Source organism: Bradyrhizobium sp. USDA 4473 (assembly GCF_054063335.1).
Window position 1 is genome coordinate 5,276,980 of record NZ_JBSSGE010000001.1, and the last position, 13,197, is coordinate 5,290,176.

Annotated in this window: 13 protein-coding genes; 5 read left to right on the forward strand and 8 right to left on the reverse strand. The window is 64.3% G+C overall.

The annotated features are described in order from the left end of the window. Positions 1–78: 78 nt before the first annotated feature. Positions 79–423: a hypothetical protein gene (locus ACVW17_RS24825; protein ID WP_456797944.1), complete on the reverse strand. Its 345-nt coding sequence runs from the start codon at positions 421–423 to the stop codon at positions 79–81. A gap of 13 nt (positions 424–436) precedes the next feature. On the opposite strand from ACVW17_RS24825, the gene clpS reads away from it, so the two are divergent. Together clpS and clpA are read left to right on the forward strand one after the other, a co-directional pair. Then, positions 437–769 (forward strand): ATP-dependent Clp protease adapter ClpS, encoded by a 333-nt coding sequence (gene clpS / locus ACVW17_RS24830; protein ID WP_456754332.1) that lies wholly within the window; start codon positions 437–439, stop codon positions 767–769. A 257-nt stretch (positions 770–1,026) separates the two neighbouring features. Beyond that, positions 1,027–3,435: an ATP-dependent Clp protease ATP-binding subunit ClpA gene (gene clpA, locus ACVW17_RS24835; RefSeq protein ID WP_456797945.1), complete on the forward strand. Its 2,409-nt coding sequence runs from the start codon at positions 1,027–1,029 to the stop codon at positions 3,433–3,435. A 122-nt stretch (positions 3,436–3,557) separates the two neighbouring features. Here the strand turns inward: clpA and ACVW17_RS24840 are convergent, their stop codons facing one another. From ACVW17_RS24840 to ACVW17_RS24865, 6 genes are all read right to left on the reverse strand, one after another. Continuing rightward, positions 3,558–4,301, reverse strand: coding sequence for a hypothetical protein (locus ACVW17_RS24840; protein WP_456797946.1), 744 nt, complete (start codon positions 4,299–4,301; stop codon positions 3,558–3,560). After that, positions 4,267–4,992 carry an RHS repeat-associated core domain-containing protein gene (locus ACVW17_RS24845; RefSeq protein ID WP_456797947.1) on the reverse strand — a complete coding sequence of 242 codons (726 nt, stop codon included), beginning with the start codon at positions 4,990–4,992 and terminating at the stop codon, positions 4,267–4,269. The genes ACVW17_RS24840 and ACVW17_RS24845 overlap by 35 nt, the downstream gene beginning before the upstream one ends. After that, the gene (locus tag ACVW17_RS24850) at positions 4,919–5,356 is read right to left on the reverse strand and encodes a hypothetical protein (protein ID WP_456797948.1); all 438 of its coding nucleotides are present in this window, start codon (positions 5,354–5,356) and stop codon (positions 4,919–4,921) included. The genes ACVW17_RS24845 and ACVW17_RS24850 overlap by 74 nt, the downstream gene beginning before the upstream one ends. Positions 5,357–5,472: 116 nt before the next feature. Further along, entirely contained in the window at positions 5,473–6,894 is a 1,422-nt protein-coding gene (locus tag ACVW17_RS24855; protein ID WP_456797949.1) for an MFS transporter, read from the reverse strand. Between the two features lie 151 nt (positions 6,895–7,045). Continuing rightward, positions 7,046–7,399: a PilZ domain-containing protein gene (locus ACVW17_RS24860; protein ID WP_456754335.1), complete on the reverse strand. Its 354-nt coding sequence runs from the start codon at positions 7,397–7,399 to the stop codon at positions 7,046–7,048. Positions 7,400–7,624: 225 nt separating this feature from the next. After that, the gene (locus ACVW17_RS24865) at positions 7,625–8,581 is read right to left on the reverse strand and encodes an AraC-like ligand-binding domain-containing protein (protein WP_456797950.1); all 957 of its coding nucleotides are present in this window, start codon (positions 8,579–8,581) and stop codon (positions 7,625–7,627) included. Between the two features lie 206 nt (positions 8,582–8,787). On the opposite strand from ACVW17_RS24865, the gene ACVW17_RS24870 reads away from it, so the two are divergent. Together ACVW17_RS24870 and ACVW17_RS24875 are read left to right on the forward strand one after the other, a co-directional pair. Continuing rightward, a complete protein-coding gene (locus ACVW17_RS24870) occupies positions 8,788–9,798 on the forward strand; it encodes a carbon-nitrogen hydrolase family protein (protein ID WP_456797951.1) in 1,011 nt (336 codons plus the stop codon). A gap of 26 nt (positions 9,799–9,824) precedes the next feature. Next, positions 9,825–10,856, forward strand: a complete 1,032-nt coding sequence (locus ACVW17_RS24875; protein ID WP_456797952.1) for a phenylacetaldoxime dehydratase family protein — start codon at positions 9,825–9,827, stop codon at positions 10,854–10,856. Between the two features lie 171 nt (positions 10,857–11,027). On the opposite strand, the gene ACVW17_RS24880 is transcribed toward ACVW17_RS24875, so the two are convergent. Further along, the gene (locus tag ACVW17_RS24880; protein ID WP_456797953.1) at positions 11,028–11,957 is read right to left on the reverse strand and encodes a glycine/sarcosine/betaine reductase selenoprotein B family protein; all 930 of its coding nucleotides are present in this window, start codon (positions 11,955–11,957) and stop codon (positions 11,028–11,030) included. Positions 11,958–12,078: 121 nt separating this feature from the next. Between ACVW17_RS24880 and ACVW17_RS24885 the strand changes: the two genes are divergently transcribed. Beyond that, a complete protein-coding gene (locus ACVW17_RS24885; protein ID WP_456797954.1) occupies positions 12,079–13,158 on the forward strand; it encodes a transglycosylase SLT domain-containing protein in 1,080 nt (359 codons plus the stop codon). Positions 13,159–13,197 lie beyond the last annotated feature (39 nt).

A 13,197-nucleotide genomic window follows, 5' to 3' on the forward strand; every position in this document is an offset into this window, starting at 1 on the left:
GCCCGGCACACGATGAAAAGCAGGGCAAAAGCACGCGCTATCCTGAATGCCCGCTAAATTGGATGCCCGACTCCTTTGTCAAATCGGGCAGAAATGATTAACCTTCCAGGAGTTGCTGCGCCGGGAATCGAACCGGTGGGCCGCGGCCGGTCTGCGCTTGCGGCAGGGCCTCCTGAGGCCCATATTCGGAGGGTCGATCCGGCCGCCGGATCGAACCGGGAGCGGCAATCTGGAAAGCATTGCTGGGGTTCCGCGATCAGTCTTGCGGCCGTCGCGACCACCTTCCAATCGCCAACCGGTTTCCCGCCGGCCCCCCTTGGGGAATTCGAACGCCTGAGCCATGTTGCGATCCACGTTGACAGCCCTGATCTCCGAGCCGGTTTTCTCCGAGCCGGTTTCGTCCATGCCGGCCGTGCCAGCCATGCCGGCGCCGACAATGAGCAATGACGACAACCGCACCGGGGCGGGGAGCGGCCCGTCGACCTCGGTCATCACCAAGGTCAAGCCGAAGACCAAGCGGCCGAATCTCTACCGTGTCCTGATCCTGAACGACGACTACACGCCGATGGAATTCGTCGTGCACGTGCTGGAGCGGTTCTTCAACAAGGACGCCGAGGCGGCGACCAAGATCATGCTGCACGTTCACCATCACGGGATCGGTGAGTGCGGCGTTTTTACCTATGAGATCGCCGAGACCAAGGTGACGCAAGTCATGGATTTCGCGCGCAAGCATCAGCATCCACTGCAATGTGTGATGGAAAAGAAGTAGTTCGCGGGAACGATTGACTGCGCCGCGGCGCGGAACGGGTCTTGCATCGCGTTTTGATGGTGGCGAACGGCGTTCCCGTATGAACACGGAACGCGGTGGTGCGACGTCCGGACGCCCGGAATTTAGAAGAAAACCATCACCGCGGGACCGGTCTTTCGCCACGATCCGTCGTAACTATATCAATGGCGATCACGAAGGTTGTTATTGCCTGACCCGGTAATGGCGATCATGATGGCCGGGGGCCATAGAGGACGCGAATGCCAACTTTTTCTCAAAGCCTTGAACAATCGCTACACCGTGCCTTGGCGATCGCGAACGAGCGTCACCATCAGTATGCGACGCTCGAACATCTGCTGCTGTCACTGATCGACGACTCGGATGCGGCGGCGGTGATGCGGGCCTGCAGCGTCGATCTCGACAAGCTCAGGACCAGCCTCGTCAATTATCTCGAAACCGAATTCGAAAACCTGGTGACGGACGGCGCCGACGACGCGAAGCCGACCGCCGGGTTCCAGCGCGTGATCCAGCGCGCGGTGATTCACGTCCAGTCGTCCGGTCGCGAGGAAGTGACCGGCGCCAATGTCCTGATCGCGATCTTCGCCGAGCGCGAGAGCCATGCTGCGTATTTCCTGCAGGAGCAGGACATGACGCGCTACGACGCGGTGAACTACATCAGCCACGGCATCGCCAAGCGGCCCGGCGTCTCCGAGGCGCGGCCGGTGCGCGGCGTCGACGAGGAAACCGAGACCAAGGGCAACGAGGACGCCAAGAAGAAGGGCGAGGCGCTCGAGACCTATTGCGTCAACCTCAACAAGAAGGCGCGTGACGGCAAGATCGATCCGGTGATCGGCCGCAATGCCGAGATCAACCGTGCGATCCAGGTGCTGTGCCGCCGCCAGAAGAACAACCCGCTGTTCGTCGGCGAAGCCGGCGTCGGCAAGACCGCGATCGCCGAAGGCCTCGCCAAGCGCATCGTCGACAGCGATGTGCCGGAAGTGCTGGCGGCTGCGACCGTGTTCTCGCTCGACATGGGCACGCTGCTCGCCGGCACCCGCTACCGCGGCGATTTCGAGGAGCGGCTGAAGCAGGTCCTGAAGGAGCTGGAGGCGCATCCGAACGCGATCCTGTTCATCGACGAGATCCACACCGTGATCGGCGCCGGCGCCACCTCGGGCGGCGCGATGGATGCGTCCAATCTGCTCAAGCCCGCGCTGGCTTCGGGCACGATCCGCTGCATGGGCTCGACCACCTACAAGGAATACCGTCAGCACTTCGAGAAGGACCGCGCGCTGGTGCGGCGCTTCCAGAAGATCGACGTCAACGAGCCGACGGTGGAAGACGCGATCGCGATCCTCAAGGGCCTCAAGCCCTATTTCGAGGATTACCATCGGCTGAAATACACCAATGAGGCGATCGAGGCGGCGGTGCAGCTGTCATCGCGCTACATCCACGACCGCAAGCTGCCCGACAAGGCGATCGACGTGATCGACGAGTCCGGCGCGGCGCAGATGCTGGTCGCCGAGAGCAAGCGCAAGAAGACGATCGGCATCAAGGAGATCGAGACCACGATTGCGACCATGGCGCGGATCCCGCCGAAGAGCGTGTCGAAGGACGACGCCGAGGTGCTGAAGCATCTCGAGCAGACCCTGAAGCGCACGGTGTTCGGCCAGGACAAGGCGATCGAGTCGCTGTCGGCGTCGATCAAGCTGGCGCGTGCCGGCCTGCGCGAACCGGAGAAGCCGATCGGCTGCTACCTGTTCTCAGGTCCGACCGGCGTCGGCAAGACCGAGGTGGCGAAGCAACTGGCGGCGACGCTCGGTGTCGAGCTGTTGCGCTTCGACATGTCCGAATACATGGAGCGGCACACCGTGTCGCGCCTGATCGGCGCGCCTCCCGGCTATGTCGGCTTCGACCAGGGCGGCCTGCTCACCGATGGCGTGGACCAGCATCCGCATTGCGTGGTGCTGCTCGACGAGATCGAGAAGGCGCATCCGGACCTGTACAACGTGCTGCTGCAGATCATGGATCACGGCCGGCTCACCGACCACAACGGCAAGCAGGTCAACTTCCGCAACGTGATCCTGATCATGACCACGAATGCGGGCGCGGCCGACCTCGCACGGCAGGCCTTCGGCTTCACCCGCTCGAAGCGGGAAGGCGACGACCACGAGGCGATCAACCGGCAGTTCGCGCCGGAGTTCCGCAACCGTCTGGACGCCATCGTCTCGTTCGCGCACCTCAATGCCGACGTCATCGGCATGGTGGTCGAGAAGTTCGTGCTGCAGCTCGAGGCGCAGCTCGCCGACCGCGACGTCACGATCGAGTTGTCCGAGCCCGCCAAGGCCTGGCTGATCGAGCACGGCTATGACGAGCAGATGGGCGCGCGCCCGATGGCGCGCATCATCCAGGAGCACATCAAGAAGCCGCTCGCGGATGAGGTGCTGTTCGGCCAGCTCAAGGGCGGCGGCCACGTCCGCGTCATCCTGACGAAGGACGAGGCGACCGCCAAGGACAAGATCGGCTTCGAATATGTCGAGGGCCCGGTCACGCCGAAGCCTGAGAACCTGCCGCCGCGCAAGCGCAAGCCGCCGAAGGGTGGCCCGAACAATGGCGGCGGAGGCGGCACCAAGGGCCCGGTCTCCAAGGGGCCGATGGTCAAGGTCTGAGGCGCGAGCAAACAATCAAATGAAAAGGCCGGCTGTGCAGCCGGCCTTTTTGTTTGTGGTGGCGACTATGCGACCGGAGAATTTGCTTGATGGTTTTGATCAAGCAGAGCGTTTGGTCTTCTTCATCGCAACTTTCGCAAGGCAGTTATAAGCCGCTCCCGAACATCAGCGTAATCGTCGTTGGCAATCAGGCTTTCGATTGTGCCTGCCATGGCTTCATCTGCAACCACCGTAAGGGCATTGGCCAAAACCCACCTCTCTGCGTGAGTAGACTGATCATATGGTCGTTGTAGCTCGGCTAGAATAACGTGACCGGCCGAGCCGCGGGCCTCCGGAACCGTTAGGGCGCGGGCGATTCCTTCACGTAGCAGGGGGTGGTGCACCTGCTGTAGATATTTGCTTAGGACCGGGATCGCGGCCGGATAAGACCACTTCGCATTCACGAGGTCCCAAATGGAATCAACTTTGATTCCAATAGATCCAAGCTCGGCCAAGATCGGGGTTTGCTCGGGCCTGATTTCCTCACGCCTTTGCTCTATAGCAGCTCTATGTTCAGCTTCCCGTTTAGCAGTGTCACGAACCCATTCGGGGTCGTTTTGAAGACGGCTCATCAGCTCAGCGGCTGATTTGGGAGGTTTCGATTTCATTGAGCCCCCGGAATAAAATTCAATCTTATCTGGCCGTTCATGATCGCTTGTTGCAGGGGACCCGAGATGGCCGAACATACAGCTGAAAAGCAAGACTGTTAATTTAGCTATATATGTCGTGAAATCCCGAAGTTGCTGGATGTAGCTTAGCGAACCGACGTTCTTTACCTCGCTCAAGGTCGATTCAGTCAGCGCATCGACCCGAACCTGGAATTTCAATGCGTACCTTTGGTCCGGCAATTCCGACCGCGTCCTCACCAGCTTGACCAAGGTTCCGAGCGAGCGCAGTTCCGCTCAACCCCGCTTCTTCGACAGCCCGCGTTCCGATGCCTACTCCTCTGGCAGCCACGCCACCGAACGGTGTGATCGCGATAGCGGTATCTAGCGTATGGAGTGCCTCGTAAAATATCGCGCGTCCGTAGTTCCCAGCGTTCCAGTTTTCCGTCGCGAGCGCTGCATTTGTTCCATATCCCACAATTCCCAGAGCCCCGTTTCCGGCAAGCGATGTTTGTTGTCCCGTATAAGTCCAAGGACTGGCGCCGGTATCGAATACGGACGCCATGCCATCTGGATCGATCAGATTGAGAGGATCGTTTCCGGCGTAGGCGTAGAGATTGATTCCACCTTTGGTTCCGATTGGGTCAGTTTGCAGGAACCGCCCCAAGGCCGTCGAATAGTGCCGCGCGGCGATGCGCTGGCCGGTGTAACCGAGCGGGCCGGTGGTCAAGGCCTGAGGCGCGAGTAAGCAATCAAATGAAAAGGCCGGCCGAAACAGCCGGCCTTTTTTGTTTGCCGTGATGCACGGGTGAGGCCGGAGCCAGTCGGCACTGCGTCCGCTAAGCTCCGTCATAGTCGGATAGCAGTTTTGCGAGCAGTTCATGCTCTTCAGGAGATTTTTCAGTCGGATCATTAATGACGTTCTGCAGCAAATAGAATTCGGTGTCGTTTTTGACACGTCCTCGCTTAAGAACCTTGGCGTAACCGCGCGAATATCGTCTGCGCAATTCGGAGAGGGTAATGATCCCGCGGTTGATCAGCTCGGCATCCAAACTCGCAACCTTTGCTGGATCGAAGTGCCAAGATTCTTCGACACAATCATTGATCGCTTGCCGCAGCCCTTGAAGAGCTATTCGTAGACTCTTCTTTTCCAAGGATTCCAGGTTGTCGAGGGCGCGCTGCGGTTCTTCGGGCGGCGAAGCTTTCATCCGCATGTGGACATAGAAGGAAAAGAAATCCTTGAGTTGCGCATACTCGCTTCGGTTGAAGTTTGGCATCGCTGCGCACCTTGTCCATGGTTACCAAGCGCGAGCCTGGGGGGGGCGTGCCGGCTCGTAGGAATCGTCGCGCGGGCGCGCGTGTTTGTCGAGTATGACGCGAACCGGGATCAGCCTTACTCACCCTTCAACCGTTGGCCCTCCTGAACCCGGACTCGGTCGGCGCCGCGGCTGCCGGCGGAGGACAGCCGCAGTGTGCTGAGCACGGCGCCTGCGAGGGCACAGCCGACGCCGACCATTAGCGAGATCCGCGTGCCGTCGGCCGGATAGCGCGCCAACAGCATCGCCACCAGGGCGGCGCCGATGGTCTGGCCGAGCAGGCGCGCGGTGCCCAGCATGCCGCTGGCGCCGCCGGAGCGCTCGCGCGGCGCGGCGGCGATCATGGTGCGGTTGTTCGGGGTCTGGAACAGGCCGAAGCCGGCGCCGGCGAGCGCCATGCGCCAGATCACGTCGATCGGCGCAGCGTTGGCCGGCATCAGCGCCAGCGAGCCCAGACCGGTCGCGAAAATCAGCAGGCCGATGCCGCCGAGCAGGCCGGCCGGGTAGCGCTCGACCAGCCAGCCGGCGAGCGGGGCGGCGAAGGCGACCGCGATCGGCCAGGGCGTGATCAACAGCCCGATCTGCACCGCCGAATATCCGAAATGGTTTTCCAGATAGAACGGCATCGCGACGAAGGCCAGCATCTGGCCGCAGAACGAGGCGATCGAGGTGCCGATCGACAGCGCGAAGATCGGGATCCGCAGGAGGTCGACCGGCAGCAGCGGCGAGGGCAGATGCTGCTGTCGCCGGTACAGCAGATGCGAGGCGACCGCAGCGACCGCGAACTCCAGGGCGCAGACATACAGCGCCTCGCCATGGCCGGCGCTGTCGATCGCGCTGATGCCGAACCCGAACGCGATCGCGCTCATGGCGGCGCTTTGCCAGTCGAAGGCGTGCACGGCGGGCCTGGTAAGCGGCAGGAAGCGCCAGCCCAAGGCCAGCGTCACGAGGCCGAGCGGGACGTTGATGGCGAACAGATAGGGCCAGGTCCCGACCGCCAGGATGAACGAGGCGATGGTCGGGCCGACCGCGGCCGAGATCGCGACCACCAGCGCGTTGACGCCGATGCCGCGGCCGAGCAGGGAGCCCGGATAGATGAAGCGGACCAGCGCGGTGTTGACGCTGAGGATTCCGGCGGCGCCGAACCCTTGCAGGATGCGGGCGACAGTGAGCAGCGGCAGCGTATGCGCCAGCGCGCAGAACAGCGAGGCCAGCATGAACAGCAGCAGCCCGGCAAGATAGACGCGGCGATAGCCGATGATCTCGCCGAGCGAGGCCAGCGGCAGCAGCGAGATCGTGATCGCCAGCTGATAGCCGTTGACGATCCAGATCGCAAACGCGGGGCTGGCATCGAGATCCCGGGCAATGGTCGGCAGCGCGACGTTGGCGATCGAGCCGTCGACGACGGCCATCACGAGGCCGAGTGCGATCGTGAGAATGGCCCAATTGCGCTGCGGTTGCGGCAGCCCATCGGGATGCTCAGGGATCGCGGACGACATGTCGTGGAGTGGCTCTCGGTTCCGGCGTGGCGGGCTTACCGGATGCTGGATTGGCCGTGCCTTTGCAACCCCGAATGCCGGATGCCGGCTGCGTCGGAAAACGAGGGCTGGAGCCGAGCCGCGGCTCAGCCTTGATCGTTAGCCCTGATCGTCAGCCTTGGCCGAGCAGTTCCTTGATGCGCCGCTGCAGCTGCCGCTTCTTGATCTCGCTACGGCGGACCCGCTCGTCGAGATCGCTGACCGGCGTGTCGGAGGTCATGATCCGGAAGGCGAGGCCGACCTTGTTGGCCTGGCGCCAGATCAGGCGGGCCAGGAACGAGCGCCCCTTGCGGGCGATGCTCAGATTCATCTCGTCGGGCAGGCGCGCGGCATCACCGAATTCAACGCAGGCGCCGCCTTCGCTGATATTGCGGACGACGCAATCCATCGTCGAGCCGCGCTCATTGATCTCCGCAACCGCACCGTAAAACACCTTGTCGCGAACGCTCTGGCGCCGGTCCTGCATGGGAAATCCTCCTTAAATCAACGGCAGGACTGTACCGCTCGGCATTAGCGAAAAGAAGGGTGCCGCAAAAACCGTTGCAGTTAGTGTAAATTGTTTGCATCCGTGAAGGCCTGGATTCCCGGCTATTTTGCGCCGCAAAGCACACCCGAAGGGCCTCTGGAACCGGATTCTTCCTTTGACGCGTTTTCTTAACGCGAGCCGGTATCCGCCTCGCTCGACAACGCTTTAGTTCGGCAGCCGGCTGTGTCGCCAGTCGCGCGGCGACAGGCCGTAATGCTCGCGGAACACGCGGCCGAAATGCGAGAGATCGTTAAAGCCCCAGGCGAATGCGATCTCGCCGATATGGCGATGCGCGTGCGCCGGCGAGGCGAGGTCGCGCTTGCAGCGCTCCAGCCGCTGCGCCAGCACGAAGCGCTGGAACGAGGTGTCCTCGTCGGCCAAGAGGCTGTTGACATAGCGCGGCGAGATGCCGAGCGCGGCAGCGGTCCCGGCGAGTCCGAGCTCGGGGTTCGGCAGGTGCGCCAGCACATGCGCCTTCAGCCGGTAGAGCAGCGCGGAGCGATGGGTCGAGGCCGGCAGCGCCGCGCCGCCGAGCCGCTCGCTCATCGCCATCGCGAGCAGGTCGGCGGCCTGATCGGCGAGGCGGATCGCGTTGTCAGGATCGAGCCGGTCGGCGGTCTCCGAAAGCCCCGTCACGAACTGCCAGGCGAGCCGCTGCACCGGACCATCCGACGCGAACGTGGTTGCCGTGAGGCCCTGGGTGCCGGCAAAGCGCCGGTGCAGCATCGCCCGCGGCACCTGGAAGATGGTCTGCGTGAAATCGTCGTTGAAGCGCAGCTCGTAGGGCCTCGTGGTGTCGTAGAACGCGAACTCGCCAGGCTGGATCACGGTCTCGCGGCCGTCCTGCAGCACGGCGCCGGCGCCGCGCTGGCCAAGCGCGAACAGGACAAAATCCTCGCTGGTGCGCGCAATCCGCGACGGCGTGCGCAGCACCCGCTGCCGGCTCGACGACACGACCGAGCATTTCACCGCGCCGAATTGCGCGCTGGTGATGGCGCCGTGGAAGGCGCTGCCGAGATCGGACTTGCAGTCGAGCTGCACGAACACGTCGCAGACGATGTCCCGCCAGAGCGCGAGGCGCCGATGGGTGGGCGCGTTGTCCGTGGTGAACAGGGCCGGCATGATTTCCTCCCTTCACGAGTGCAAACGCTGGCCACGCAAGCAAAGCAAGCTTCGTACCGGGGACGGCCGGGGGAATCTCCTCCGCAGTCGAATTTTCCTTCCGTCCTGGTCGAACGGCGTCCCCGATCCCGAGGCAGCATGATGTCAGAAGCGGCTTGCCGATCAAGACCGAACCGGCCGGAGCGGCCGGTCATGAGGAGGACATCATGGGCATCGAACATCCGAAATATCGCGTTGCGGTGGTGCAGGCGGCACCTGCCTGGCTCGATCTCGACGCCTCCATCGCCAAGAGCATTGCGTTGATCGAGGAGGCGGCCGCCAGGGGGGCGAAACTGATCGCGTTCCCCGAAGCCTTCATCCCCGGCTATCCCTGGTACATCTGGCTGGATTCGCCAGCCTGGGCGATCGGGCGCGGCTTCGTGCAGCGCTATTTCGATAATTCGCTGAGCTATGACAGTCCGCAGGCCGAGAAGCTGCGGCTCGCAGTGAAGAAGGCCGGCATGACCGCGGTGCTCGGCCTGTCCGAGCGCGACGGCGGCAGCCTCTACCTCGCGCAATGGCTGATCGGACCCGACGGCGAGACGATTGCAAAACGGCGCAAGCTGCGGCCGACCCACGCCGAGCGCACCGTCTATGGCGAGGGCGACGGCAGCGACCTTGCGGTGCATGACCGCCCCGGCATCGGCCGGCTCGGCGCGCTGTGCTGCTGGGAGCATCTACAGCCGTTGTCGAAATACGCCATGTATGCCCAGAACGAGCAGGTCCATGTCGCGGCCTGGCCGAGCTTCTCGCTGTACGATCCGTTCGCGCCGGCGCTCGGCTGGGAGGTCAACAACGCGGCCTCGCGGGTCTATGCGGTCGAAGGCTCGTGCTTCGTGCTGGCGCCATGCGCCACGGTCTCGCAGGCGATGGTCGACGAGATGTGCGACCGCGACGACAAGCATGCGCTGCTGCATGTCGGCGGCGGCCACGCCGCGATCTACGGGCCGGACGGCAGCTCGATCGCCGAGAAGCTGCTGCCCGATCAGGAAGGCCTGCTGCTCGCCGATATCGACCTCGGCGCAATCGGGATCGCGAAAAACGCCGCCGATCCGGCCGGGCATTATTCGCGGCCGGACGTCACGCGGCTGCTCCTAAACAAGAAGCCCTCCAAGCGCGTCGAGCATTTCGCGCTGCCGCTCGACAGTCTTGAGGAGATCGACGCGGCCGCGAACTGACCGACATCCAACCGGAGGCGACTGCCATGGAATCTGCAATTCCATCCCATCTGCAAACGGCGCGCTCCCGTCATCGTCGCGTGCCCGACGACTACGCGCCGCCATATCCGTCCTTCGTCGCGCGCCACAAGCCCGCGGTCGCAGGCGTCATCATGACCTATTTCGGCGTGCAGTTTCGCGGTGAGCCGACCGCCGCGGCGGCCGAGGCGCTGGCGCAGATCGCACAACGCTTTGCCGGCGACAACGGCCCGACGCATTGGGACCGCGCGCACTACGTCGACCAGGCCGGCTTCACCAACATCGTCTCGGTTGCCTATTGGGACGATGCCGGACGCTTCGACGCCTGGTTCGAGGACGCGCGCAAGGCCTGGACCGGCGGCAGCGCCCGCGATGGCGTCGGCCGTTTCGTCGAGGTGCTGCGGCCGCATGTTGCGCGCTACGAGACGCTGTTCTCGTCGCTCGGCCGCCCGGAGGGCGTCGCCGTTCTTGCCGACGCCATGAGCGGCGAGGTGCAGGAGCACGCCTATTGGGGCGGCATGCGCGACCGCATCCCGTTGTCGCAGACCGACGCGATGACGCCCGGCGGCGAGCCGCGCCTGATCCGCGACGGCGCGCGGATCCGCGTCGTGGCGCATGACAATCTGTGCCTGATCCGCTCCGGCCAGGACTGGAGCGACACCGAAGCATCCGAACGCAAGATGTATCTCGACGATGTCGAGCCGGTGTTGCGCGAGGGCATGGATTTCCTGCGCGACGAGGGCGTGCCGATCGGCTGCTACGCCAACCGCTATATGCGCGTCGTCGATGCAGAGGGACGACTGACGGAAAAATCCTACGGTCAGAGCTGGTGGAAGAGCCTCGCGGCACTGGAGCGCTGGGCGGAATCACACCCGACCCATGTCAGGATATTCGGCGCGGCGATGAAGTATCTGTCGACCTTGGGACCGAGTGCAAAGCTCAGATTGTATCACGAGGTCACGGTCGCTGCCGCCGACGAGCAGTTCTTCGAATATCTCGGCTGCCACGACCGGACGGGGATGCTGGGCGCCGTGCAGTGAGCATAAGCATTTTGCATCCGCTGTCGTCCCCCGGCTCGACCGGGGGACCCGGTACGCTGCGGCGTCTCGATCGAAAGCGGCTGTCTCTGGAATACTGGATCGCCCGGTCGAGGCCGGGCGATGACACCGTGAGTTGGGTAAGCGCTTGTGCTTAACGCCGAGCCTCACGCGTTACGCGACGCGGAGGCCCTTGGCGATTTCCTTCTGCGCGTCGAACTCGCGGCGCAGGCGCGCGAGCTCGTCGGCGCTGAGCGCATCGGCGTTGCTGTAGTCGCGCTTCCAGGAGGCATCCTCGCTCCAGCGCAGCGGCGACTGCACCGTGGTCTGCGGACCGGGCGCCAAATCCAGCACGCGCAGGGCCAGCTCCAGCGTGAGGGCCTGCGAGGCCTCGTCATGCGGCTTGCCGGCGGAATTGCCGAGCGGGAAGTCGGAGAACAGGAAACGCGGCACCGCGGCGTGCTCGACGATATCCTTGGCACAGCCCATCACGACGGTCGGGATGCCGTTGGCCTCGAGATGGCGCGCCACCAGGCTGACGGTCTGGTGGCAGACCGGGCAGTTCGGCACCAGCACCGCGGCGTCGACCTTGTCGTCACGGCAGCGCCTGAGGATTTCGGGCGCGTCGGTCTCGATCGTGACGCGATGGCTGCGGTTGGTCGGGGCGCCGAAGAAGCGCGGCGCGACATCGCCGATCATGCCGGCCGCGGCGAGGCGCTTGAGTTGCGCCAGCGGGAACCAGGTGCCGCTATCGGTCGCCGTGGTGTGGGCGCGGTCATAGGCGATATGCGAAATCCTCAAGTCGTGCTGTTTTGACGTGTCGCCGTCATAGACCGAATAGAACTTGGCCCCGCCATTGTATTTGGCGCCGGGACCCTGGTCGCCCTTGGCCGGATCGAACGGGGCCGCCGTCGTGATGAGGGCGACGCGGGCTTGTTTCAGCGGCTTCTTCAGCGGCTGGAACGGGGCGGAGGTGTAATGGGCCCAGCGGTAGGGGGTGGTGTAGCCGATCGCCGCGTAATAGTCGCGGGTCCGCTTCATGTAGCCGATCGGGGCGTCGTCATCGGGGGCAAAGCCGGTCTGATCGTCCGAGGCTGCGGCCATTTTGCGCTCCCTTTTGCGCGCCATCATTTCGGTCCATAGCTAGACCACGAGCTTCGGGTGTCAAGCCGCGCTGCGCGGGAACAGATTTGCGATGCGAACAGGTCTTTGCGCCGCATGGGTCATGCTTCTGTTGCTGGTGTCGCCGGCCGGCGCCGGCGCAGACGACGCGCCTGCCGCAGCCCCGGCAACGCCGCCCGGCGCCGAGCAGCCGGCGGCGCCCCCTGCGGACAAGCCTGCCGAGAAGCCCGTGGCGGCGCCTGAGCAGCCTGCGCCACCGCCGGGCGAGCAGGCCGCACCCTCGGCCGAGAAGCCTGCGGCACCTCCGGCAGACGCGCCTGCGGCGCCCGCCGAGAAGCCTGCGGCGGCAACCGACAAGCCCGCGGACGACGCGCGCGAGAGTGATACCCGCGAGGCGATGTGCCTGATGATCGAATCGGCGGCGCGGGCCAACGATCTGCCGCTCGAATTCTTCGCGCGCGTGATCTGGCAGGAGAGCCGCTTCCAGGCGGACGCGGTCGGTCCGATGACCCGGAGCGGCCAGCGCGCGCAGGGCATCGCGCAGTTCATGCCGGGAACGGCGAACGAGCGCGGGCTTCTTGATCCCTTCAATCCCGTTCAGGCGTTGCCGAAGTCGGCCGAATTCCTGAGCGAGCTGCGCAACCAGTTCGGCAATCTCGGCCTCGCGGCGGCGGCCTACAACGCCGGCCCGCGCCGGATTCAGGACTGGCTTGCCGGCACCGGATACATGCCGCAGGAGACGCGCAACTACGTCTCCGCGATCACCGGCTCGAGCGTCGACGACTGGGCCGCTGCCGCCCGCAACAACGGCAAGATGCCGGAGCGTCCGCCGGCCAAAAGCTGCCGCGAGCTGATGGCGCTCTTGAAGCGCGCGCCCAACCCGTTCGTGGCGGGTCTCGAACAGCACATCACGCTGTCGGCGGCCAAGGTGTGGGGCGTGCAGCTCGCTGCCGGCTTCAGCCGCGACAAGGCGCTCGCGATGTATGCCCGCGCCATGAAGCGGCTGTCGAGCGTGATCGGCGACCAGGACCCGAGCCTGCTCGGTTCGCGGCTGCGCACCCGCGGCAGCGCGACGTTCTATCAGGTGCGCATCGGCGCCGACACGCGCCCCGAGGCCGACGGCCTGTGCAACCGCATCCGCAAGGCGGGCGGCGCATGCTTCGTGCTGAAGAACCGGGCGTGATCTCTCCGCGTCATTGCGAGCGAAGCGAAGCAATCCATG

Excerpts from the sequence above, each read along its gene's own strand:
- clpS (WP_456754332.1), top strand. The coding sequence starts at position 437 with ATGAGCAATGACGACAACCGCACCGGGGCGGGGAGCGGCCCGTCGACC.
- ACVW17_RS24855 (WP_456797949.1), bottom strand. The coding sequence starts at position 6,894 with ATGTCGTCCGCGATCCCTGAGCATCCCGATGGGCTGCCGCAACCGCAG.
- ACVW17_RS24845 (WP_456797947.1), bottom strand. The coding sequence starts at position 4,992 with ATGATCCGACTGAAAAATCTCCTGAAGAGCATGAACTGCTCGCAAAAC.
- ACVW17_RS24875 (WP_456797952.1), top strand. The coding sequence starts at position 9,825 with ATGGAATCTGCAATTCCATCCCATCTGCAAACGGCGCGCTCCCGTCAT.
- ACVW17_RS24865 (WP_456797950.1), bottom strand. The coding sequence starts at position 8,581 with ATGCCGGCCCTGTTCACCACGGACAACGCGCCCACCCATCGGCGCCTC.
- ACVW17_RS24885 (WP_456797954.1), top strand. The coding sequence starts at position 12,079 with ATGCTTCTGTTGCTGGTGTCGCCGGCCGGCGCCGGCGCAGACGACGCG.
- clpA (WP_456797945.1), top strand. The coding sequence starts at position 1,027 with ATGCCAACTTTTTCTCAAAGCCTTGAACAATCGCTACACCGTGCCTTG.
- ACVW17_RS24880 (WP_456797953.1), bottom strand. The coding sequence starts at position 11,957 with ATGGCCGCAGCCTCGGACGATCAGACCGGCTTTGCCCCCGATGACGAC.
- ACVW17_RS24850 (WP_456797948.1), bottom strand. The coding sequence starts at position 5,356 with ATGCCAAACTTCAACCGAAGCGAGTATGCGCAACTCAAGGATTTCTTT.
- ACVW17_RS24860 (WP_456754335.1), bottom strand. The coding sequence starts at position 7,399 with ATGCAGGACCGGCGCCAGAGCGTTCGCGACAAGGTGTTTTACGGTGCG.
- ACVW17_RS24825 (WP_456797944.1), bottom strand. The coding sequence starts at position 423 with ATGGCTGGCACGGCCGGCATGGACGAAACCGGCTCGGAGAAAACCGGC.
- ACVW17_RS24870 (WP_456797951.1), top strand. The coding sequence starts at position 8,788 with ATGGGCATCGAACATCCGAAATATCGCGTTGCGGTGGTGCAGGCGGCA.